Origin of the sequence: Pelagibius sp. 7325 (assembly GCF_037652055.1) — a bacterium.
Taxonomy (GTDB): domain Bacteria; phylum Pseudomonadota; class Alphaproteobacteria; order Kiloniellales; family Kiloniellaceae; genus Pelagibius.
Genome location: NZ_JBBKAH010000002.1, coordinates 788,273 through 809,181, shown reverse-complemented (window position 1 = coordinate 809,181; position 20,909 = coordinate 788,273). Strand labels below are relative to the sequence as shown.

General features: G+C 67.2%; 17 protein-coding genes. 8 read left to right on the top strand and 9 right to left on the bottom strand.

Features of this window, described 5'->3' with window-relative positions; translation table 11 throughout:
* Positions 1 to 26 precede the first annotated feature (26 nt).
* Positions 27 to 236, top strand: a complete 210-nt coding sequence (locus WDC82_RS05735; RefSeq protein WP_340116297.1) for a hypothetical protein — start codon at positions 27 to 29, stop codon at positions 234 to 236.
* 12 nt (positions 237 to 248) lie between these two features.
* Here WDC82_RS05735 and WDC82_RS05730 read toward each other — a convergent pair whose 3' ends face one another.
* Positions 249 to 704 carry a MarR family transcriptional regulator gene (locus WDC82_RS05730; RefSeq protein WP_340116296.1) on the bottom strand — a complete coding sequence of 152 codons (456 nt, stop codon included), beginning with the start codon at positions 702 to 704 and terminating at the stop codon, positions 249 to 251.
* A gap of 204 nt (positions 705 to 908) precedes the next feature.
* Between WDC82_RS05730 and WDC82_RS05725 the strand changes: the two genes are divergently transcribed.
* A complete protein-coding gene (locus tag WDC82_RS05725) occupies positions 909 to 1,331 on the top strand; it encodes an organic hydroperoxide resistance protein (protein WP_340116295.1) in 423 nt (140 codons plus the stop codon).
* 72 nt (positions 1,332 to 1,403) lie between these two features.
* Here WDC82_RS05725 and WDC82_RS05720 read toward each other — a convergent pair whose 3' ends face one another.
* Complete coding sequence (locus tag WDC82_RS05720) at positions 1,404 to 2,315, bottom strand: LysR family transcriptional regulator (RefSeq protein ID WP_340116294.1); 912 nt, start codon at positions 2,313 to 2,315, stop codon at positions 1,404 to 1,406.
* 107 nt (positions 2,316 to 2,422) lie between these two features.
* On the opposite strand from WDC82_RS05720, the gene WDC82_RS05715 reads away from it, so the two are divergent.
* The 3 genes from WDC82_RS05715 to WDC82_RS05705 all read left to right on the top strand — a co-directional run bounded on the left by WDC82_RS05715 (position 2,423) and on the right by WDC82_RS05705 (position 5,429).
* A complete protein-coding gene (locus tag WDC82_RS05715; protein ID WP_340116293.1) occupies positions 2,423 to 3,631 on the top strand; it encodes an MFS transporter in 1,209 nt (402 codons plus the stop codon).
* Positions 3,632 to 3,633: 2 nt separating this feature from the next.
* Positions 3,634 to 4,668: an aldo/keto reductase gene (locus tag WDC82_RS05710; protein ID WP_340116292.1), complete on the top strand. Its 1,035-nt coding sequence runs from the start codon at positions 3,634 to 3,636 to the stop codon at positions 4,666 to 4,668.
* Between the two features lie 77 nt (positions 4,669 to 4,745).
* On the top strand, positions 4,746 to 5,429 hold the full coding sequence (locus tag WDC82_RS05705; RefSeq protein WP_340116291.1) for an SDR family NAD(P)-dependent oxidoreductase: 684 nt from the start codon (positions 4,746 to 4,748) through the stop codon (positions 5,427 to 5,429).
* 30 nt (positions 5,430 to 5,459) lie between these two features.
* Here the strand turns inward: WDC82_RS05705 and WDC82_RS05700 are convergent, their stop codons facing one another.
* The gene (locus WDC82_RS05700; protein ID WP_340116290.1) at positions 5,460 to 6,560 is read right to left on the bottom strand and encodes a LacI family DNA-binding transcriptional regulator; all 1,101 of its coding nucleotides are present in this window, start codon (positions 6,558 to 6,560) and stop codon (positions 5,460 to 5,462) included.
* Positions 6,561 to 6,909: 349 nt separating this feature from the next.
* Between WDC82_RS05700 and WDC82_RS05695 the strand changes: the two genes are divergently transcribed.
* Complete coding sequence (locus WDC82_RS05695; protein ID WP_340116289.1) at positions 6,910 to 11,817, top strand: NAD-glutamate dehydrogenase; 4,908 nt, start codon at positions 6,910 to 6,912, stop codon at positions 11,815 to 11,817.
* Positions 11,818 to 11,820: 3 nt separating this feature from the next.
* Here the strand turns inward: WDC82_RS05695 and WDC82_RS05690 are convergent, their stop codons facing one another.
* Positions 11,821 to 12,135: a YbjQ family protein gene (locus WDC82_RS05690; protein WP_340116288.1), complete on the bottom strand. Its 315-nt coding sequence runs from the start codon at positions 12,133 to 12,135 to the stop codon at positions 11,821 to 11,823.
* A 126-nt stretch (positions 12,136 to 12,261) separates the two neighbouring features.
* Here WDC82_RS05690 and WDC82_RS05685 point away from each other — a divergent pair, with 126 nt between their 5' ends.
* On the top strand, positions 12,262 to 13,557 hold the full coding sequence (locus WDC82_RS05685) for an MFS transporter (RefSeq protein ID WP_340116287.1): 1,296 nt from the start codon (positions 12,262 to 12,264) through the stop codon (positions 13,555 to 13,557).
* Here the strand turns inward: WDC82_RS05685 and WDC82_RS05680 are convergent.
* A complete protein-coding gene (locus tag WDC82_RS05680; RefSeq protein ID WP_340116286.1) occupies positions 13,542 to 13,799 on the bottom strand; it encodes a hypothetical protein in 258 nt (85 codons plus the stop codon). The two genes, WDC82_RS05685 and WDC82_RS05680, sit on opposite strands and share 16 nt — an antisense overlap.
* Before the next feature lie 122 nt (positions 13,800 to 13,921).
* Between WDC82_RS05680 and WDC82_RS05675 the strand changes: the two genes are divergently transcribed.
* Positions 13,922 to 14,809 carry a LysR family transcriptional regulator gene (locus WDC82_RS05675; RefSeq protein WP_340116285.1) on the top strand — a complete coding sequence of 296 codons (888 nt, stop codon included), beginning with the start codon at positions 13,922 to 13,924 and terminating at the stop codon, positions 14,807 to 14,809.
* Between the two features lie 21 nt (positions 14,810 to 14,830).
* On the opposite strand, the gene WDC82_RS05670 is transcribed toward WDC82_RS05675, so the two are convergent.
* The 4 genes from WDC82_RS05670 to WDC82_RS05655 form a co-directional block, all read right to left on the bottom strand.
* A complete protein-coding gene (locus WDC82_RS05670) occupies positions 14,831 to 15,946 on the bottom strand; it encodes a response regulator (RefSeq protein WP_340116284.1) in 1,116 nt (371 codons plus the stop codon).
* 242 nt (positions 15,947 to 16,188) lie between these two features.
* Positions 16,189 to 17,769, bottom strand: coding sequence for a bifunctional phosphoribosylaminoimidazolecarboxamide formyltransferase/IMP cyclohydrolase (purH, locus tag WDC82_RS05665; RefSeq protein WP_340116283.1), 1,581 nt, complete (start codon positions 17,767 to 17,769; stop codon positions 16,189 to 16,191).
* Positions 17,770 to 17,863: 94 nt separating this feature from the next.
* Positions 17,864 to 19,819 (bottom strand): nucleoside-diphosphate sugar epimerase/dehydratase, encoded by a 1,956-nt coding sequence (locus WDC82_RS05660; protein ID WP_340116282.1) that lies wholly within the window; start codon positions 19,817 to 19,819, stop codon positions 17,864 to 17,866.
* Between the two features lie 19 nt (positions 19,820 to 19,838).
* A complete protein-coding gene (locus tag WDC82_RS05655) occupies positions 19,839 to 20,909 on the bottom strand; it encodes a glycosyltransferase family 4 protein (protein ID WP_340116281.1) in 1,071 nt (356 codons plus the stop codon).

Genomic DNA, 20,909 nt, shown 5'->3' with positions numbered 1-20,909 from the left:
CGCCGCGTAATCGAGGGAAGCCTGCCATGACCGAAGCACCACCGCCCCGCCACCTGCCGCTATGGCAGCGACTCCTGCTGACAGTGCTGGTGATGCTGGCGGCCAGCTACGTTGCCGGTCTCATCTGGCTGGCCGTTCTCGGCTTCGCGCTGCCGCCTTATATCGCCGGCCTCATCGGCGGACTGAGCGCCATACCCGTGTGGGATCTGCTGCAGCGGATCCGCCTCAAGACCTGACGTATCGCCGGCTTAAGCCGTCTCGACGGATTCCAGAATGGCATCGCGCACCGCCGTCACGTGGTCACGCAGTTCGCCCAGCGTGCGGGCGTCGCAGCCGGTGGCGCCCAGGATCGACTTCGGTACCGCCTTGGCCTTGTCTCGCAGCTTGCGGCCTTTGGCCGTCAGGCGCACGGTGACTTGGCGCTCGTCCTGCGGGTTACGTTCGCGTTTCAGCAGCCCCGCCGCCTCCATGCGCTTCAACAGCGGCGTGAGCGTGCTGGATTCGAGCATCAGCTGCTCACCCAGGCTGCCGACGCTGCGGCCGTCCGCGCCCCACAGCGCCAGCAGCACCAGGTACTGCGGATAGGTGACGCCCAGCCGGTCGAGCAGCGGCTTGTAGGCGCGGTTCAGGGCGTGGGCCGTTGAGTAGACGGCGAAGCAGAACTGGTCGTCCAGCCCCAGATAGTCGGAGTCCCTTGCGGACATGATCTCACTCCATCCTCGAATGTCCGTAAGATATATGCGCGATTATATCGCGCGCAAGTGAATCGCGCGAAAAAGCTACCTTGTTTTTCAAGGGATTGCAGAAAATTATAATTTGCCTCTTGCACGATTAGATCGCGCACGACATATATCTTTCATCCAAGGCGGATTGGTCCCGCCAAAACGGCAGCTAAAGGAACCGCTACCATGAAGACGCTCTATACCACGCAGGCGACTGCCACCGGGGGCCGCACCGGCTCCGCCAAGACCGCCGACGGCGCCTTTGCCGTCACCTTGACCACGCCGAAGGAACTCGGCGGCCCGGGTGGCGAGGGCAACAATCCCGAACAACTCTTTGCCGCCGGCTACTCGGCCTGCTTCCTCGGCGCCATTAAGTTCGTCGCCGGCCAGAAGAAGGTGAAGGTCGCCGACGACAGTACAGTGACCGCGACGGTGGGCATCGGCCCGCGCGACGATGGCCAGGGCTTCGGCCTCGACGTCGAGCTGGCGATCACCCTGCCGGGCCTCGAGCGCGATGTCGCCCAGGCCATTGTCGACCAGGCGCACATCGTCTGCCCGTACTCCCACGCCACCCGCAACGGACTCGACGTCCGTCTGAAGCTGAACTGACCGCCCGCCGGAGCCCGGCGTCGCTCGAACGAGGGCGCGCCGGGTTCCGGGCCGCTCCAAGCCGGGGTGACGTCAGGACAGGTCCAGCCGCGCGGCAATGAAGTCGATGAAGGCCCGCACCCTTGGCGGCAGCGGGCCGCCCTGGCCCAGGAAGACGGCGTGGGTCTCCTGCAGGGTCCCGGTGTTGAAATCTTCCAGCAGCGGCACCAGCCGGCCCGCCTCGATGTCCGGACGGACGTGAAACAGCGCCAGGCGCGCAAGGCCGATGCCGGCCAGCGCCAGTTCCCGCACCGATTCGCCGTCGCTGAGCTGCAGGTTTCCCGTGGCGGGAATCAGCAGTTCCCCGTCGCCCTCCGGGTCGAGAAACGGCCAGCCCTTTTCGGCGCGTGCGAAGTTGAAGCCGATCCGGTTGTGCCGGACGAGGTCAGCCGGCGTTGCCGGCCTGCCCCGGCGCTCCAGGTAGGCGGGGGCGCCGACCACCACGACCCGACTCGCGCCCAGCTTGCGCGCCGTTAGGCTGGAGGCGCGCATCGGCCCGGTCCGGATGGCAACGTCGGCGCGTTCCTGCATCAGGTCGACGACCTGGTCGCTGAGCGAGATGTCCAGGGTGACGTCGGGAAAGGCATCCAGGAATTCGGGGACCAGCGGCAGCAGGTGGTGCCTGCCGATGGGGATGTTGGTGTTCACCCTCACGCGGCCGCGTGGCGCAGCGCCGGCCGCCACCTCGCGTTCCGCCTCTTCGATGTCGGCAAGGATGGCGATGCAGCGCCCATGGAAGACCTCGCCTTCCGGCGTCAGCTGCAGCCGGCGCGTGGAGCGGTGGATCAGCCGCGTGCCGAGCCGGGCTTCGAGCCGGCTCACCAGCTTGCTGACCGCCGAGGGGGTCAGGCCCTGGGCCTTGGCGGCAGGCGAGAACCCTCCCAGCTCGACAACCTGGACAAAGACGGCCATTTCGCCGGATCGGTTGATGTCGCTGCGGCTCATTGGTGAATTCATATCACAGTTAACTATCCTAGACGCTGTCTAATTCACAAGAAAACCGGACCCACATCCGTCCTTCCGCAATGGCGTTCCGCTTCCGGAGGACAACCATGCCTGTCGCCGTCTACGCCTTGACCGCCGGTGCCTTCGGCATCGGCACCACCGAATTCGTCATCATGGGGCTGCTGCTGCAGGTCGCGGGCGACCTGGGTGTGTCCGTGCCGGCGGCGGGGCTGCTGATTTCCGCCTATGCCCTGGGCGTGGTCGTCGGCGCGCCGCTGCTGACCCTCGGCACCCGCCGGCTGCCGCGCAAGTCGGTGCTGATCGCCCTCATGGCCATCTTCACCCTCGGCAACGCTGCCTGTGCCCTGGCGCCGGACTATGCGTCTCTCATGGCGGCAAGGGTGATCACGTCGCTGGCGCACGGCACCTTCTTCGGTGTCGGCTCGGTGGTCGCGACCCGCCTGGTGCCGGTGGAGCGTCGCGCTTCCGCGATCGCCGTGATGTTCACCGGTCTCACCGTGGCCACCCTGCTAGGGGTGCCCTTCGGCGCCTGGCTCGGCCACAGCCACGGCTGGCGCACCACATTCTGGGCGGTCACCGCCATCGGGGCGGTGGCGCTGGCGGTGCTGGCGCTGCTGGTGCCTGCACAGCGCGCGCCGGAGGAGATCGCGCCCCTGCGCCAGGAACTCGCCGTGCTGCGCATGCCGCAGGTACTGCTCGGTCTCATGATGACCGTGCTGGGATTTGGCGGCGTCTTCGCGGTCTTCACCTACATCCAGCCGATCCTGACCCGTGTTGCGGGCTTCGAAGACGCGGCCGTGTCCCCCATCCTGCTGCTCTTTGGCGCCGGCCTCGCCGCCGGGAACCTGCTGGGGGGACGTTTGGCCGACCGCGGTCTCGGCCGCTCGGTCATCGTCACCCTCGGCCTGCTGGCCGCTGTTCTGGTGGCGATGACCTTTGCCTTGCAGGGTCGGCTCGCCGCCGTCGCCTTCGTCGGCCTGTTCGGCGTTGCCGCCTTCGCGACGGTGCCGCCGCTGCAGCTCCGGGTGCTGGAGAAGGCGGGGGAGAGCGGTCAGAACCTCGCATCCAGCCTTAACATCGCCGCCTTCAACCTGGGCAACGCCTTCGGCGCCTGGCTGGGGGGTATGGCCATTTCCGCGGGACTCGGCCTCGGCAGCCTTCCCCTGATCGCCGCCGCGGTGACCGCCGGCGGCCTGGCTGTCGCGCTGTGGAGTCTCTCCCTCGACCGGCGCGACGCGCCTTCCTCACCCCCAGCCCAGGCCGCGGCGGCAGGCTGTGCAACTGCAGGAGACTGACCATGGAATACAGACAGCTGGGCCGCTCGGGCCTGAAAGTCCCCGCCTTGAGTTTCGGCGCCGCGACCTTCGGCGGCGAAGGCCCCTTCTTCAGCGCCTGGGGCAACACCGACGTGGCGGAGGCCCGACGCCTCGTCGACATCTGCCTCGAGGCCGGCGTGACACTCTTCGATACCGCCGACGTTTACTCCTCTGGTGCTTCGGAAGAGATCCTGGGCGCGGCGGTGAAGGGCCGGCGCGGCGATGTCCTGATCTCCACCAAGACTGCGCTGCCGATGGGCGAGGGGCCGACCGAAGCCGGCACCTCGCGCGCGCGGCTCATCCGCGCCTGCGATACCGCGCTGCGGCGGCTGGGCACGGACTATATCGACCTTCTGCAACTGCATGCCTTCGACGCGGCGACGCCGGTGGAAGAGGTGCTCTCGACCCTCGACGATCTCGTGCGCGCGGGAAAGCTGCGCTACGTCGGCGTCTCCAACTTCGCCGGCTGGCAGGTGATGAAATCGCTGGCCGTGGCGGAGCGCTACGGCTATCCGCGCTACGTCGCCCATCAGGTCTACTACTCACTGGTCGGCCGCGACTACGAGTGGGAGCTGATGCCACTGGGGCTCGACCAGGGTGTCGGCGCGCTGGTGTGGAGCCCGCTCGGCTGGGGCCGCCTCACCGGGAAGCTGCGCCGCGGCACGCCGCTGCCGGACCGTAGCCGCCTGCACGACACTGCCGCGTTCGGCCCGCCGGTCGACGAGGAACGCCTCTTCGCGATCGTCGACGTGCTGGACGACATCGCCGCCGAAACCGGCAGAACGCTACCTCAGATCGCGCTCAACTGGCTGCTGCAGCGGCCGACGGTGTCTTCCGTCATTATCGGAGCGCGCAACGAGCAGCAGCTGCGTGACAACCTCGGCGCTGTCGGGTGGAACCTCAGCGCCGAACAGGTCGCCCGCCTGGATGCCGTCAGTGCGGTGGAGGCGCCCTATCCCTACTTCCCCTACCGCCGGCAGGAGGGCTTTGCCCGGCTGAATCCGCCGCCGGTCTGATCGGACCGCCGCTTTTTTTTCGCGCCGCCGGTCCTACATGCAGAATGCCGGAACGATTGAGCGAAAAGGACAAGGACATGGCGGAAACCGTACTCATCGTCGGCGCGGGACCGGGCCTCAGCGCCTCGGTCGCGCGGCGCTTTGCCAAAGAAGGCGCGCAGGTCGCGCTGGCCGCGCGCCATCCCGAGAAGCTGCAGGACCTTGCCGCCGAGCTGGGCGCCAGGAGCTATGGCTGCGATGTCGCCGATCGCAGCTCGGTCGACTTCCTGCTGGCGCAGGTGACGGCCGATCTCGGCACACCGGACGTGGTGATGTTCAATGCGTCCGGGCGCGTGCGCGGGGCTTTCACGGAACTGGACCCGGAGGCGGTGAAGCAGGCGCTGCTGGTGTCCTGCTACGGCGGCTACCTGCTCTGCAATGCCGTGGTGCCGCAGATGCTGGAACGCGGCAGCGGCACCATCCTGCTGACCGGCGCCTCGGCCAGCGTGAAGGGCTATGCCCGCTCGGCTTCCTTCGCCATGGGCAAGTTCGGCCTGCGCGGCCTGGCCCAGTCGCTGGCGCGCGAGCTGCAGCCGGAGGGCATCCATGTCGCCCACTTTGTCATCGACGGCGGCATCCGCTCGGAAAGCCGCCCCGACGACGGCTCCGATGCCTTGCTCGATCCCGACGCCATCGCCGAGACCTACTTCCAGGTCGCCCGCCAGCACCGCTCGGCCTGGACCTGGGAGGTCGCGCTGCGCCCCTGGGTCGAGAACTTCTAGCGCGAATTAGGGGAGCGAATCTGGCGACTGCTATTTCGCCGCAGCACCGGTCTTGCTTGGGCTCTTGCCGCGTGCCTTCCGGGAAATTACCGGCGCCTTCTTGCCCTCCGGGTCGACCGGGCGGGTGCTGGCGCGCGGACAGAGGTGGAAGCCCAGGTCGACGATCTTTTCCGCCGGCGGGTCGCCGGCGATGGTCCGTGCGACCATGTCCATGGCGGTGACGCCCATCTCATAGCGCTCGGTGGCGACGCTGGTGATCGGCGGCTCGGCGGCCGCCATCATCTCGAAGTCGTTGAAGCCGGCGAGACCCAGTTGCTCGGGTACCCTGATGCCCATGCGCTGGCACTCGAAGAGGGCGCCGAGCGCGATGTCGTCGTTATTGCAGAATACCGCGTCGACGTCGGGACGCTGACGCATCAGTTGGCGCAGCAGCTCGCAGCCCATGGCGACGGAGGAGGGCTCCTTGGTCTGCACGATCAGGCTGTCGTCGTCGAGACCCGCTTCGGCCAGGACTGCGCGGAAGCCGGCCATGCGGCGATTGCTGCGCGGGTCGAGACGGGCGGCGAGGTATGCGATGCGGCGATAGCCGGCGCTGATCAGGTGCTCGCCCATGGCACGCCCGGCGTCGACCTGGGATAGGCCCACCATCATGTCAAAGGGATCCGGGCCCAGCTCCATGATCTGCACGATTGGCAAGTCGGCCGCGCGCAGCATCTGCGCCGCCGCAGGGGTCTGGTCGATGCCGACGACGATCATCGCCGCCGGCGACTGGCTGAGGTAGAGCTCGATCAGCCGTTCTTCCTCGACCGGGGAGTAGCGCGTGTTGGAGAACTGCACCTGCAGATCGGTCTGCTCGGCACGGTCGTGGATACCGCGCAGCACGTCGGTGAAGACCACGTTGGTGATCGAGGGGATCAGGACGCCCACCACGCTGGTCCGCGCGGAGGCCAGCGCACGGGCGTGCAGGTCCGGCACGTAGTTGAGCGCCCGCACGGCGTCGTCGATGCGCTGGCGCAGCGGCTCCGACACCCGGGCCGGCTCGCGCAGCGCCCGCGATACGGTGATCGGGCTCACCTCCGCCCGTGCTGCCACGTCGGCGATGGTTGTCCGGCCCTTCTTGCGTCTCGTCATGCGTTCCCTCTTGGCGCTCCCCGGCCCCTTTGTGGGCCGGGACGGCGCGCATTGCACCATCTTCCGCTGTGAAAAGCCAAATTGCTAGCGCTAACACAAATCATCCTCCGAGGCCCGTCCGCTGGCAAGCCTGCATCAGGCCTGCGCTCCATCGGCGGCGCGAGGGCGGAAGTCAGTTGGGGCCGAGCCGAATCAGGGAATGGTTTCCCCCGCTTCGTCATTTTTCCGTCCTTAACCTTATGCCCCGGAATGGTTTAGCGTGTAGTCAGCGTGATCAGAGCCGCGGAGTCGGCCCGGATCGTCACGGCACAGCAGGCAGTCCAAGAATCTGCGGCAAGGGGAATTCGCCATGGCAGAAAAAAGCGCGCAAGCGCGGTCCCGCCTCATCGGCCAGATCATCCAGGCGGTGCACAAGCGCCTCAGCGCGACCAAGGCCAAGCGAGCCGAGGCTTTCGTGCGCCAGTTTTTCGCCAACGTGCCGCCCAGCGATCTGCGCGGTGAAACGGTGGAAAACCTGGCCGGCGGTGTGCTGGCGCTGTGGGAGAACCTGCAGCAGCGCGCCCCCGGCAAGGCCAGCGTGCGCGCCTACAACCCCGATGGCACCAGGGACGGCTGGGAGTCGCCGCACAGCGTCATCGAGATCATCAACGACGACATGCCGTTCCTGGTCGACTCGGTGACCGCTGAGATCAACCGCAACGACGCCGAGGTGCATCTGGTCATCCACCCCATCGTCAGCCTGCGCCGCGATCCCAAGGGCAAGCTGCTGGAACTGGCTGAGGTGAAACCGGCCCCGAAACAAGGTGCCGCGGCGCGCTCGCGGGCGGCGTCCGCCGGCTTCGCCGGCGAGTCGGTGATGCAGATCCAGATCAGCGAGCAGCCGCCCAAACGCCTGGCGGAGATTGCCGCCGGCATTGCGGCCGTGCTGAACGACGTCCGCGCCTCGGTGGAGGACTGGCCGACGATGCGCGAGCGCTGCCGCGAGGTCATCGCGGAACTGGAAACACGCCCGCCGATGCTGCCGGTGGCGGAGATCGCCGAAGGCCTGGAGTTTCTCAAGTGGCTCGATGACGACCACTTCACCTACCTCGGCTACCGCGAGATCGCCTTCCAGGGCAGTGGCCCCAACGCGGTCTCCAAGGTGTCCAAGTCGCGCGGCCTCGGCATTCTGCGCGACGCGGAGGTGCGCGTCTTCGATGGCTTGCGCAACCTGGGCAAGCTGCCGCCTGACGTACGCGACTTCATGCACCAACCTCAACTACTGCGCATCACCAAGGGCAACCGCCGCGCAACGGTGCACCGCGCCGTGAGCCTCGATACCATCGCGGTGAAGAACTTCGACGCCAAGGGCAAGGTGACCGGCGAGCGGCTGTTCGTCGGCCTCTTCACCTCGATGGCCTATTCACGCTCGCCCAGCGAGATTCCGTTGCTGCGGCAGAAAGTCGATGCCGTGGTTAAGCTCTCCGGCTTCTCGCCGCGCAGCCACGATGGCAAGGCGCTGTTGCATATCCTGGAGAACTATCCGCGCGACGAACTCTTCCAGATTCCGGTCGAAGAGCTCCGCGACATTGCCATCGGCGTGCTGCACCTGCAAGAACGCCAGCGCACTGCCCTCTTCGTGCGCCGCGATCCATTCGAGCGCTTTGTCTCCTGCATGGTGTTCGTGCCGCGTGACCGCTATGACACCACATTACGCCTCCGTTTGCAGAACATCCTGGCGGAGGCCTACCAAGGCACCTGTTCCAGCTTCTCGACCCAAATGAGCGATGAGGTGCTGGCGCGCCTGCACGTCACCATCACGACAAAGCAAGGCAAGATCCCGAAGGTCGACGTGCAGAAGCTGGAGGCGCGTCTCGCCGAGGCCGCGCGGTCGTGGGCCGATCTGCTGGAGGACGCGCTGATCGCCGCCGTCGGCGAGCAGGACGGCATCCGCGCGCTCCGGCGCTTCGAGCGCGCCTTCCCGCCCAGCTTCCAGCGCCATTTTGACGCGCAGATCGCGGTGGAAGACATCCACAACATCGAGGAGGCGATTGCCGAGAACGACCTTTCGATGAATCTTTACCGCCGGCCCGGCGCGGCGCCGCATGATCTGAACTTCAAGATCTACGTGCTCGACAAGCCGGTGCCGCTGTCCGACATCCTGCCGATGCTGGAGCACATGGGCCTCAAGGTGATCGGCGAGGTGCCCTACGACATCGAGATGCCGGACCGCGAGGCGCCGGTGTGGATTCATGACTTTGACATCGTCGCCGAGGGTGCGGCGGCGATCGATCTGGTGCGCGTGCGTGATGCCTTCCACGAGGCCTTCGCCCGCGTCTGGCACGGAAGCATGGAGGATGACGGCTTCAACAAGTTGGTGCTGCACGCCGGCCTGACCGCGCGCGAGGTCATCATGCTGCGGGCCTACTGCAAGTACCTGCGCCAGGCGCGCATTCCCTTCAGCCAGGCGTACATGGAAGCGACGCTGGCAAAGAATCCGGCGATCACCCGCAATCTCGTGGATCTCTTCCTCGCCCGCTTCGATCCCAAGCGCCAAAAGGAGTCGGAAAAGGCCTGCAAGAAGCTGGTGGCGGCGATTCAGGAGCAACTCGACCAGGTCGCCAACCTGGATGAAGATCGCATCATCCGCCGCTATCTGAACCTCATCCTCGCGACCCTGCGCACCAACTTCTTCCAGCCGGCCGAAAGGGGTGGCGAAAAGACCTACTGCTCCTTCAAGTTCGATTCACGCGCGATCGAGGAACTGCCGCAGCCGCAGCCGTTGCGCGAGATCTTCGTCTACAGCCCCGCGTTCGAGGGCGTTCATCTGCGTTTCGGCATGGTGGCGCGCGGCGGCCTCCGGTGGTCGGACCGACCGGAAGACTTCCGCACCGAGGTGCTGGGCCTCGTCAAGGCGCAGCAGGTGAAGAACACCGTGATTGTGCCGGTCGGCTCCAAAGGCGGTTTCGTCATGAAGCAGCCGCCGCCGCCGGAGGCCGGCCGCGACGCTTTCCTTGCCGCCGGCATCGAATGCTACAAGACCTTCGTGCGCGGGCTGCTCGACATCACCGACAACCTGAAGCGCGGCAAGATCGTGCCGCCCGGCAGCGTGCTGCGCTACGACGCCGACGACCCCTACCTGGTGGTCGCCGCCGACAAGGGCACGGCGACTTTCTCGGACATCGCCAATGGCGTTTCCGCCGAATACGGTTTCTGGCTCGACGACGCCTTCGCCTCCGGCGGCTCGGCGGGCTACGACCACAAGAAGATGGGCATCACCGCGCGGGGCGCCTGGGAGTGCGTGAAGCGCCACTTCCGCGAACTGGGCAAGGACATCCAGAGCCAGGACTTCACCTGCATCGGCTGCGGCGACATGTCGGGCGACGTCTTCGGCAATGGCATGCTCCTGTCGCAGCACATCCTGCTGGTCGGTGCCTTCAACCACATGCACATCTTCGTCGATCCCAACCCCGATCCGGCGAAGTCCTGGTCCGAGCGCAAGCGGCTCTTCGACCTGCCGCGCTCGGCCTGGACCGACTACGACGCCAAGCTGATCTCCAAGGGCGGCGGCATCTTCGAGCGCAGCGCCAAGTCCATCAAGGTGAGCCCAGAGATGAAGCGGGCATTCGGCATCTCCAAGGACAGCGTGACACCCAACGAACTGATTCAGGCCATGCTGCTGACCGAGGTCGAACTCCTGTGGTTCGGCGGCATCGGCACCTATGTGAAGGCCGCCGACGAGAGTCATCTCGACGTCGGCGACCGCGCCAACGATGCCCTGCGCGTGAACGGCGAGGACCTGAAGGCCAAGGTGGTCGGCGAAGGCGCCAACCTGGGCATGACCCAGCGGGGGCGCATCGAGTACGGCATGGCCGGCGGGCGCGGCAACACAGACTTCATCGACAACTCCGCCGGCGTCGACTGCTCGGACCACGAGGTCAACATCAAGATCCTGCTGGGCGATGCCGAGCAGACCGGCAAGCTGACCCGCAAGGAACGCGACAAGCTGCTGGAGAAGATGACCGACGACGTTGCCCGCCAATGCCTGCGTGACAATTACCTGCAGGGCCAGGCGATCACCGTCACCCACATGCTGGGCGGCCACCTGCTGGATCGCTTCGCGCGGTTCATGCGCGCGCTGGAGAAGGAAGGCCAGCTCAACCGCCGCATCGAGTACCTGCCCGACGACGAGGAGGTGCTGGAGCGCATGAAACGCCGCGAGGGCCTGACGCGCCCGGAGATTGCGGTGCTGCTGTCCTATTCCAAGCTGGTGCTTTACGACCAGCTGCTGGTGTCCAATCTGCCTGACGACACTTACTTCGCCGCCGACCTCGGCGCCTACTTCCCCAGGCCGCTGCGCGAGGCCTACGCCGCCGAGATCGCCCGCCATCGCCTGAAGCGCGAGATCGTCGTCACCGTGGTGAGCAACGACCTGATCAACCGCGTCGGCATCAACTTCGTCCACGAGGTGCGCGAGAAGACCGGCCTGCCGCCTGAGGAGGTGGTGAAGGCCTACATCATCACCCGCGAGATCTTCGCCATGCGCGATACCTGGGCGGAGATCGAGGCGCTCGACAACAAGGTGCCGGCCAGCCTGCAGGCGCGCATGCTGGTGGAATGCGGCCGCCTCATAGAGCGGGAGACCGTGTGGTTCCTGCGCGAGGTCGGCATGCCGCTCGACATTGCCGGCGAGATCGGCCGCTTCGGTGCCGGCGTCGCCACGCTGACCGCGCGGATCGAATCGCTGTTGTCGCCGGGCGAACGCCAGCTGTTCGATCAGCGTGCGGCAGAGCTGACGGCGGAGGGCGCGCCCGCCGCGCTGGCCCGGCGCCTCGCCAGCCTGCCTCTGCTGGCGCCGGTCTGCGACATCGCGCGCATCGCCGCCACGCTGAAGCTGCCGGTGGAGAAGGTCGCCGAGGCCTACTTCAAGATCGGCGAGCGCTTCGGCTTCAACTGGCTGCGCCGCTCGGCGGGCTCGCTGCCGACCGACACCGCCTGGGACAAGCTGGCGGTCTCGGCCATCATCGACGACTTCTATGGCCACCAGAGCGATCTGACCACGCGAGTGCTGAACGGTGGCGGGCCGCAGGGAAAGGCGCCGGCCGGCGGCAGCGGCCCGCAGAGCAGTGACAGGGTGATCGACAACTGGTCGGCCGGGCGCGAGCCGCTGGTCGCGCGCACCGAGCAATTGATCGAGGAACTGAAGGCCTCCGGTACGCCGGACTTCGCCATGCTGGCGGTCGCCAACCGACAGCTGAAGTCGATGGTGTCCGGCTAGGGATCAGCCCAGCTTCACCGCCGTCCCGTTGGCCGAGACCATGAGCATGGAATCGCCGATCACCTCGTAGTCCAGGTCGACGGCGACCACCGCATCGGCGCCCAGCGCCCGGGCCTCTTCCGCCAGGTCCTCGAGGGCGTGCTGCTTGGCGCCGCGCAGCGCCTTCTCGTAACCGCCGGCGCGCCCGCCCACCACGTCGCGCACGCGGGCGAAGGCGTCGCGGAACACGTTGGCGCCGACGATGGCGTCGCCGGAGACGATGCCCAGGTACTCGACGATCCGGCGGCCTTCGATGCCATCAGTGGTGACGATCAGCATGGGGTTCTCTCGCAGTGCCCTAAGGGGCTCGCAGCCTACACCGCTTGAGCGGTTGCCTGAAAGCTGCTAGCGGAACGGGCGATCCGCCGCGCCAAGGAGGGCTCCCCCATCATTTCCGATCCGAGCATGCCTAGGGACCAGTGGAAGGGCCGCCGCGGCGCCGCCTTCGCCTGGTGCCTATTCGACTGGGCCAACTCCTCCTATCCCACGGTCATCGTCACATTCGTCTTCGCGGCCTACTTCACCCGCGGCGTGGCGGAGACACCGGAGGCCGGCACCGCCCAGTGGGGCCTGATGCTCAGCCTCTCCGGGCTGGTGCTCGCCGGACTGGCGCCGATTCTCGGCGCCATCGCCGACCAGGGCGGCGGACGCAAGCCCTGGGTCGGCATCTTCACGGTGGTCGCCGTTGCCTGCGCGCTGAGCCTGTGGTGGGTGCGGCCGCAGTCGGACTACGTCCTGATGGCGCTGCTGCTGGTCGCCGTCGGCAACACCGCCTTCGAATTCGGCCAGGTCTTCGTCAACGCCATGCTGCCGCAGGTCGCGCCGCCCAGCCACCTGGGACGCCTCTCCGGCTGGGCCGGCGGCCTCGGCTACGCCGGCGGCCTCGTCTGCCTGGCGCTCTGCCTCGCTCTTTTCGTCATGCCGGAAGTGCCGTTCTTCGGCCTCGACAGGGGGCGGGCGGAAGATGTCCGCGCCACCGGCCCCTTCGTCGGGCTGTGGTTCGCGGTCTTTGCCCTGCCGCTGTTCTTCCTGGTGCATGAATCGCCACAGCCGTTCCGGCCGCGCCGTGCCGTGCGCGACGGCCTTGCCACCCTGTGGCAGACGCTGAAGCGGCTGCCGGGCCACGGCCAGGTCGGACGCTTCCTGCTGGCGCGCATGCTCTATACCGACGGCCTCAACACGCTTTTCGCCTTCGGGGGCATCTACGCCGCCGGCAGCTTCGGCATGTCCTTCCAGGAGATCCTGATCTTCGGCATCCTGCTGAACGTCACCGCGGGTCTCGGCGCCTTCGCCTTTGCCTGGGTCGACGACCTGGTCGGCGCCAAGTTCACCATTATGGCTTCGGTCGCCGCCCTGGTGGTGCTCGGCACCGCTATCCTTCTGGTCGAGAGCCAGACTTGGTTCTACGTTCTGGGCTGCGGCATCGGGATTTTCATCGGACCGGCGCAGACCGCCAGCCGGTCTTTCCTCGCGCGCATCGTGCCGCCGGAACTTTCCACCGAGTTCTTCGGCCTCTACGCGCTTTCCGGCAAGGTCACCGCCTTTCTCGGTCCGGCGCTGGTGGGCTGGGTGACGCTGTGGGCCGACAGCCAGCGTGTCGGCATGGCCACCATCCTGCTGTTCTTCCTCGCCGGCCTCGTTCTCATGGCGCCGCTGAAGGATCCGCAGCGCCGCGGCTCACCCGCTCAGCAGCAGGGCTGACGCCGGCCGGCGGTGCCGGCGGTCAGGCGCAGTCCGCGCAGGCAGCCGCCGGCCAGGAAAGCGCCGGCCAGCAGGCTGAAGGCGCGCCGGATGCCGTTGCGCAGGGCCTGGCCTTGCAGGCCGCGGCCACGCGCGACGGCTTGCTCGACCTCGGCCCGGGTGACCGGCCCTTGGCGCAGGGGTAAGGGAAAGTGCAGAACGGTTCCGGGGTTCTCGCTGCCTCTACGGCTCAAGCTGCTCATGAGACTGCCCTCTTCAGGTTCATATCGCGGGGGTGATGGTCCCAATCTACGCCGTGCCGCAGGATTGATAATCCGCCTATTTGGCATATGATCTGTTCCGAAACGGCAAAACGGGGCGCGACATGGACGGTCTGGAGGGTCTCCCGGTCTTTGTGCGGGCAGCGCGCGAGGGCAGCTTTTCGGGCGCGGCACGGGCATTGGGGCTGACCCCCTCGGCGGTCAGCAAGCAGATCGGCCGGCTGGAAGACCAGCTCTCGGTGCGCCTCTTCAACCGCACCACCCGGCGCCTCAGTCTGACCGAGGAGGGCGCCGCCTTCTTCGAGCGCGCCAGCCGCATCCTCGCCGATCTCGAAGACGCCGCGGCGGCGGTTTCCAGCCACCGCAGCGTCGTGCGCGGGCGCCTGCGCGTCACCCTGCCGACCGCCTTCGGCATTCTCCACCTGCTGCCGGTGTTGCCGCAGTTTCTCGCCCGCCATCCCGAACTGACCGTGGAGATCGATCTGAACGACCGCTTCGTGAACATGATCGAAGAGGGCTTCGACCTCGCGCTGCGCGTCGGCGACCTGGAGGACTCCAGCCTCATCGGCCGGCGGCTGGCGGCCAATCGGCGGGTCATGGCGGCGGCGCCGGCTTATCTCGCCGCCCACCCCGAACCGAAACGGCCGGAGGATCTCAAGCACCACAACTGCCTCGTCTACACCTACCGCGCTCAGCGCTACGACTGGCACCTAGTGGATGAAGAGGGGCAGGAGCACACCATTACCGTGGGCGGCAACCTGGAGACCAACAATCCGATGATGCTCCACGGGGCGGCGCTGGACGGCCTCGGCATCGTGCTGTCGCCGTTGTGGCTTATCGGTCCTGACATCAAGGCCGGACGCCTGCAGTGCGTGCTGCCGGACTACCACTGGCCGGACAGCGCGATCCAGGCTGTCTATCCGCCGGGGCGCTATCTCTCTGCGCGGGTGCGCAGCTTCGTCGATTTTCTGGTCGAGCAGTTCGCCGAATAGGCGAAGGCCGGTGCCGCCGGATCAGGACGCGGCGCCGGCAGACGGCGGTTCGCTGTACTTCGCCACCGCACGCTCGATGTCTTTCAGCAGTTCGGCGCCGACCTTGCCACCGTCACCGCGCACGCGCTTGTTGAAGACGACGCGCAGCGCGTCGATGTGCGCCTCGATCAGCTTCAGACGGTTGTCGGTGATCTCGCCGCGCGTCTCCAGCGTGGCCTGGTACAGCGACTTGCCGAACGAGGTCAGCAGCGGATAGTCGAAAATGCCGCCCTGACCGCGCAGTTCGTGGGAGATCTGGTTGATGGTCAGGATGTGCGGCTTGGGATCCTCGTCGCGGCGCTCCAGCGCCTTGTAAGAGCGCCCCATGGTGTCGAGGTAGTTCTTCACCCACACCGCGTAGTCGCCGACCATGTCGTGGATGCGCTCTTCGGCGGCCTGGATCACCAGCGGATCGAAGTCGATCTGCCCGCGCAGCGCGTTGGGGCCCAGCTTGTCGCGCAGCCGGTTGGCCGGGCGGAAATAGATCGCCCGCACGTCCTCGCGCAGGGTGCGGATGTTGGAGCGCGCGTGGATCACCTGGATCTGCTCGGCCCCGGTGACACGGCGGTTGCGCTCCGGCGAGGAATAGTCCTCGCCCAGGCGCCACGAGGCCGGGCGCTCCAGTCGGCGGCGATCGGGCCCGAAGTAGCCCGGCGCCAGCACGTACTGCCGCGGGTTCTTGATGAGTTCCAGAATGCGGTCACCCATGCTCTTGGCGGAGAACGGCTTGGCGAGGAACTCTGAGACGCCGGCGTCGCGTGCCGCCTCGACGATCTGCTGGTCGGCGGCACCGGAGACCATGAGGAAGGGAACGAAGCGGTCGGGCGCTTGCTTGCTGGTGCGGATCCAGCGCAGGAACAGCGCGCCGTCGACCTCTTCCATCACGAAATCCGAGAGGATGATGTCGATGGTGCCGAAACCGGCGCCGACTGGGTTGCGCCGGCTTTCCTTCAGCGCCTCGATCGCTTCCGTTGCGCTCGACTTGGCGACCACGTTGGTCATGCCGAGGGCGCGCACGGTGGAGACGATGAGATTGCGCATGAAGGCGTTGTCGTCGACCACCAGGAGCGCAATGTTGTCCCACTTCAACTTCAGCATCAAGCTTCCGGGAGTATAGCGAGGAGTGTTTTGGTTTTGGATCGCGGCGCTTTGAACGGCTGCGATCTTTCGCCATCGTCAGGCGAAGTTAGTTCGAATGTATGAAAAATTGGCTACAATTTATAGCTGTTTGTGCCGAGCAAACTGACGCATCCGCCTATGACGCTGCGCTGTCGCCATGATCGCCGTCATTAGACGAGATTGGTATGAAATCCGCGCCGCCACGATGCGGCGCTGCTGCCTCAGTGGCGGAAGTGGCGCATCCCGGTGAACACCATCGCCAGGCCGGCGTCGTCCGCTGCGGCGATGACTTCCTCATCGCGCATCGAGCCGCCGGGCTGAATCACCGCGGTGGCACCCGCCTCGACGGCAGTGATCAGGCCGTCGGCGAAGGGGAAGAAGGCATCGGAGGCGACGACGGAGCCCTCGGTCTTCGGTATCTGGCCCTCGCCTGCCGCCTCGCGTGCTTTCCAGGCCGCGATACGCGACGAGTCGACGCGGCTCATCTGGCCGGCGCCGACGCCGACCGTGGCCCCGTCGCGCGCATAGACGATGGCGTTCGACTTCACGTGCTTGGCGACACGGAAGGCAAAGATCATGTCGGCAAGTTCCCGGTCGCTTGGCGCGCGGCGGGTCACCACCTTCAGCGCCCTGGGATCGAGGCGCCCGTTGTCGCGGCTCTGCGCCAGGAAGCCGCCGGCCAGCGGCGTCGTCACGATGCCCGGCGCCGCCGGATCGGGCAGCCCGCCGGTCACCAGCACGCGCAGGTTCTTCTTCGATGCCAGCAGCGCCTTGGCGTCGTCGTCGACGGCCGGCGCGATGACAACCTCGGCGAACAGCTTGGCGACTTCCTCGGCGGTGGCGGCGTCGAGGCTGCGGTTCACCGCGATGATGCCGCCGAAAGCGCTGACCGGGTCACAGGCCAGCGCTTCGGCGTAAGCGGCGGCGAGGCTCTCCCGGCTCGCCACGCCACAGGGGTTGGCGTGCTTGATTATGGCGACGGTCGGCGCATCGAATTCGGCGACCAGCTCGAAGGCCGCGTTGGTGTCGTTGAGATTGTTGTAGCTCAGCTCCTTGCCCTGCAGCTGCTCGGCGGTGATCACGCCGGGGCGCGGCGTGCCGGAGCTGTAGGCCGCGGCCTGCTGGTGTGGATTTTCCCCATAGCGCAGCGTCTGCTTCAGCCTGCCGGCGACGGTCAGCTGCCGCGGGAAGCTCTCGCCCTGCTGCTTTGCCAGCCAGCCGGCGATCATGGCGTCGTAGGCGGCGGTGTGGCTGAACGCGGTCATCGCCAGACGTCGGCGCAGGGCGCCGCCGACCGCACCTTTGTTGGCGGTCATCTCAGCCTCCACCGCGACGTAGTCGGCGGGATCGGTGACGATGGTGACGAAGTCGTGGTTCTTTGCCGAGGCGCGCACCATCGCCGGACCGCCGATATCGATGTTCTCGACGCAGGTGTCGTAGTCGGCGCCGGAGGCCAGTGTCGCCTCGAAGGGGTAGAGATTGGACACCACCATGTCGATGCCGCCGATACCGTGGGTCTGCATCGCCGAGACGTGATCCGGGTCGTCACGCCGCGCCAGGATGCCGCCGTGGATCTTCGGGTGCAGGGTTTTCACCCGTCCCCCCATGATCTCCGGAAAGCCGGTGTGCGCGGCCACCTCGATCACCGGCACGCCGGCGGCGGCCAGCGCCTTGGCCGAGCCGCCGGTGGAGAGGATCTCGACCCCCTGGCCGGCGAGGAACCGGCCGAACTCGGCCAGGCCCGTCTTGTCGGAGACCGAGATCAGGGCGCGCTTGATCGGCATGGGGGTATCGACGGGCATGCGGGCAGCTCCACTCAGGCAGGCGGTTGGCGGAAGGATTCAGTGGATGCGCGGTTAGTAAGAGGCGAGACCGGGCCCGTCAAGCGTCGGAGGATCAAGAGCCCGCTGCGGCGCTGCGCCGGTCGGCCGCGCGATCGCTGCGGAATTCCGGGACCAGGCGCCGCAGCAGGTTCAGCGCCTTGTCGCGTTCACCCTGCTGCACGAGGGCGGCCAGTTCGTCCAGGCTGCGGCCCAGCAACTCGGCATCGGCGGTGCGCGGCGCGGCAAGGCGCAATCCCGGATGGCTGGTGGGCATCAGCGCCTCGCCGCCGTGGAACAGCTCCTCGTGCAGCTTCTCGCCGGGGCGCAGGCCGGTGAAGCGGATCGCCACGTCATGGTCCGGCCGCAGGCCCGCCAGGCGGATCATCTGGCGCGCCAGGTCGACGATCTTCACCGGGTCACCCATTTCCAGCACGTAGATGCACCCAGCCTCCAGCGGCGGGCTCTCGGTGCCCAGTGCTGAGGCCTGCAGGACCAGCTCCACCGCCTCGCGGATGGTCATGAAATAGCGCGTCATCTCCGGGTGGGTGACGGTCAGCGGGCCGCCGGCGGCAAGCTGGTGCTGGAACAGTGGCACGACCGAGCCGGTCGACCCCAGCACGTTGCCGAAGCGGACGGTGATGAAGCGGGTGCCCCCGGCCTTGGCCCCGCCGTCCCTGGCCCCGTCCGATTGGCGCAGTAGGTCGAGCGCCTGGCAGTAGTTCTCGGCGAGGCGCTTGGAGGCGCCCATCACGTTGGGCGGGTTGACCGCCTTGTCTGTCGACACCAGCACCATGGCGGCGACACCGGCGCGTCGGCAGGCGTCGGCGATGTTGCGGGTGCCCAGCACGTTGGTGTGCAGGCCTTCCAGGGGATTGAACTCGACCATCGGCACATGCTTCAGCGCGGCGGCGTGGAACACTAGGTCGGGCCTCGCCTCGGCGAACAGTCGCTCGACGCGGGCGCGGTCGCGCACGTCGCCGATCAGCGCCTGGCGTGCCATCTCGGGGAAGTGCTCTGCCAGCTCCATGTCGATGCTGTAGAGGTTGAATTCCGAGTTGTCGCAGAGGGTGAGCTGCGACGGTGAGAAGGCTGCGATCTGGCGCGTCAGTTCGGCGCCGATGGACCCGCCGGCGCCGGTCACCAGCACGCGGCGGCCCTCGATCAGCCGCTGCATCGCCGGGCGGTCGAGCGGCGTCTGCGGGCGGCCCAGCAGGTCCTCGATCGCGATCGGACGGATCTGCAGGCGCTCCTCCACGCCGCCGCTGAAATCGGTCAGCCGCGGCAGCCGCGCGACGGTGGCGCCATGGCGGTCGGCGAGTTCCAGCAGGTAGTCCACCTCCTCGCGTTCCAGCGGCTTGGTCACGATGAAGCGTTGCGGCTTGCGATCGCGCTTGGCCAGGCGCTGGATCACCGTCGGCAGGTCCTGAAGGTGGCCGAACACCGGCACGCCGTGGATATGGCGCCCGATGCGGGTACCTTTTTCATCGATGACGCCCAGCACTTTGAAGGCGCTGTCGCGGTCGCGCGCCATCTCGCGGATGAAGGTCTCCGCCGCGTCGCCCGCCCCCACCAGCAGCACCGGCACGTGGCGGTGGCTGTCGCGCTCCAGCAGGTGATGGAAGCCCTTGTCCTTGAACACGCGGTACAGCATGCGCGGCGCGCCGAGCAGGAAGATCAGCACGAACCAGCTGATCACCAGCCAGGATCGCGGCAGGCTGTCCAGGCGGGTGATTAGAAAGGTGACCGGCAGGAACACGGCGAGCGACAGGCTGACCGCCTTGATGATGGCGACCAGGTCGTTCATCGAGGCATAGCGCCAGACGCCGCGGTAGAGGCCGGTGGAGAGGAACACCAGGCCGCAGACGGCGGTGAACATCAGCATCGCCGGCCACAGGTTGGTCATCAGCGATGCCCAGGCCTCGTTGCCCAGGCGCAGCAGCAGGGCGATCATGAAGGCGAGCGCCGCCATCGCCAGGTCGTGCAGGAAGGCGACGATCTGCCTGGGGAATCTGGGTGAGCCCAACTTCATGCCAGCCTCTTGGGCCTCTTCAAGGGATTGGCGTCCGCGGGCCCTGGGAGGCCGACTCGGGCCGCTCAGGCGGCGGTGCCTGCCGGGCCAGAATAAACAGCAGGGCGATAACCGCAAGCGATGCAAGGGCCACGGGAATCCAGGGCGATAGTGTGGGTTGCGCAAGGACGGCGACGAGGGCAAGGCCGACCAGTACGGCATTGCACAGCAGGACGCGGATGGCCACGGCGGCGTGGCTGAAGCCCCGCTGCACCGCACGCTGGTAGAAATGCTCGCGATGCGCGCGCCACAGCTTTTCGCGCCGCAAGGCCCGCTTGGCCAGGGTAATGCTGGCATCGGCCAGGTAATAGAGCGGCAGGATGAGGGCGGCGGCCCAGAACCCCGAAGCGGCGGCAGCGATCAACAGCCCGCCCAGAAGGTATCCCAGGGTCACGGAGCCGACATCGCCCAGGAAGATGCGCGACGGTGCCCAGTTCCAGTACAGAAAGCCGAGCGCCGCGGCGGCCGGTACGCCGGCGAGAAACACCCCCAAGGGCGATTGGACCGCCAGGCCGAAGACCGCTGCCAGCCCGCCGCTGACGGTGATCGTTTCGATCGCGGAAATACCGTCGATGCCGTCCATGAAGTTGAACAGGTTGATGAACCACAGCCATAGCAGGGCGGCGAGCGCGCGATCGAGGGACGCCGGCAGCAGCCCCTGGAACACGAGCTCCGAGGGCGCCAGCACCGACAGGCCCAGGACCACGGCGACGACCTGCACGCCGAAGCGCAGGCTGGCCGGGCGCGGCTTCAGGTCGTCGGCCCAGGAGATGGCAGCGAGCAGGAGCGCCCCGGCGACGATCAGCCAGACTTCCGCGTCGAGGTATCTTTCGATGAATGCGGCGGCGATCCAGGCGGTCAGCATCACGGCGACCACCGCCAGGCCGCCGCCGCGCGGTTTGGCTTCGGCGTGGCTGCTGCGATGATTCGGCTCGTCATAAACCTGCCAGGCGATCAGCTGGTGCCGCACCCCGGCGGTGCCGGCCCAGCTGGCGAGCGCGACCAGCGCCAGCGCCAGGCCCACGGACCACGGCGTCCAATACCCTGTCAT

Coding starts and splice junctions, on each gene's coding strand:
- WDC82_RS05735 (WP_340116297.1), top strand. CDS start 27: ATGACCGAAGCACCACCGCCCCGCCACCTGCCGCTATGGCAGCGACTC.
- WDC82_RS05730 (WP_340116296.1), bottom strand. CDS start 704: ATGTCCGCAAGGGACTCCGACTATCTGGGGCTGGACGACCAGTTCTGC.
- WDC82_RS05725 (WP_340116295.1), top strand. CDS start 909: ATGAAGACGCTCTATACCACGCAGGCGACTGCCACCGGGGGCCGCACC.
- WDC82_RS05720 (WP_340116294.1), bottom strand. CDS start 2,315: ATGAGCCGCAGCGACATCAACCGATCCGGCGAAATGGCCGTCTTTGTC.
- WDC82_RS05715 (WP_340116293.1), top strand. CDS start 2,423: ATGCCTGTCGCCGTCTACGCCTTGACCGCCGGTGCCTTCGGCATCGGC.
- WDC82_RS05710 (WP_340116292.1), top strand. CDS start 3,634: ATGGAATACAGACAGCTGGGCCGCTCGGGCCTGAAAGTCCCCGCCTTG.
- WDC82_RS05705 (WP_340116291.1), top strand. CDS start 4,746: ATGGCGGAAACCGTACTCATCGTCGGCGCGGGACCGGGCCTCAGCGCC.
- WDC82_RS05700 (WP_340116290.1), bottom strand. CDS start 6,560: ATGACGAGACGCAAGAAGGGCCGGACAACCATCGCCGACGTGGCAGCA.
- WDC82_RS05695 (WP_340116289.1), top strand. CDS start 6,910: ATGGCAGAAAAAAGCGCGCAAGCGCGGTCCCGCCTCATCGGCCAGATC.
- WDC82_RS05690 (WP_340116288.1), bottom strand. CDS start 12,135: ATGCTGATCGTCACCACTGATGGCATCGAAGGCCGCCGGATCGTCGAG.
- WDC82_RS05685 (WP_340116287.1), top strand. CDS start 12,262: ATGCCTAGGGACCAGTGGAAGGGCCGCCGCGGCGCCGCCTTCGCCTGG.
- WDC82_RS05680 (WP_340116286.1), bottom strand. CDS start 13,799: ATGAGCAGCTTGAGCCGTAGAGGCAGCGAGAACCCCGGAACCGTTCTG.
- WDC82_RS05675 (WP_340116285.1), top strand. CDS start 13,922: ATGGACGGTCTGGAGGGTCTCCCGGTCTTTGTGCGGGCAGCGCGCGAG.
- WDC82_RS05670 (WP_340116284.1), bottom strand. CDS start 15,946: ATGCTGAAGTTGAAGTGGGACAACATTGCGCTCCTGGTGGTCGACGAC.
- purH (WP_340116283.1), bottom strand. CDS start 17,769: ATGCCCGTCGATACCCCCATGCCGATCAAGCGCGCCCTGATCTCGGTC.
- WDC82_RS05660 (WP_340116282.1), bottom strand. CDS start 19,819: ATGAAGTTGGGCTCACCCAGATTCCCCAGGCAGATCGTCGCCTTCCTG.
- WDC82_RS05655 (WP_340116281.1), bottom strand. CDS start 20,909: ATGACAGGGTATTGGACGCCGTGGTCCGTGGGCCTGGCGCTGGCGCTG.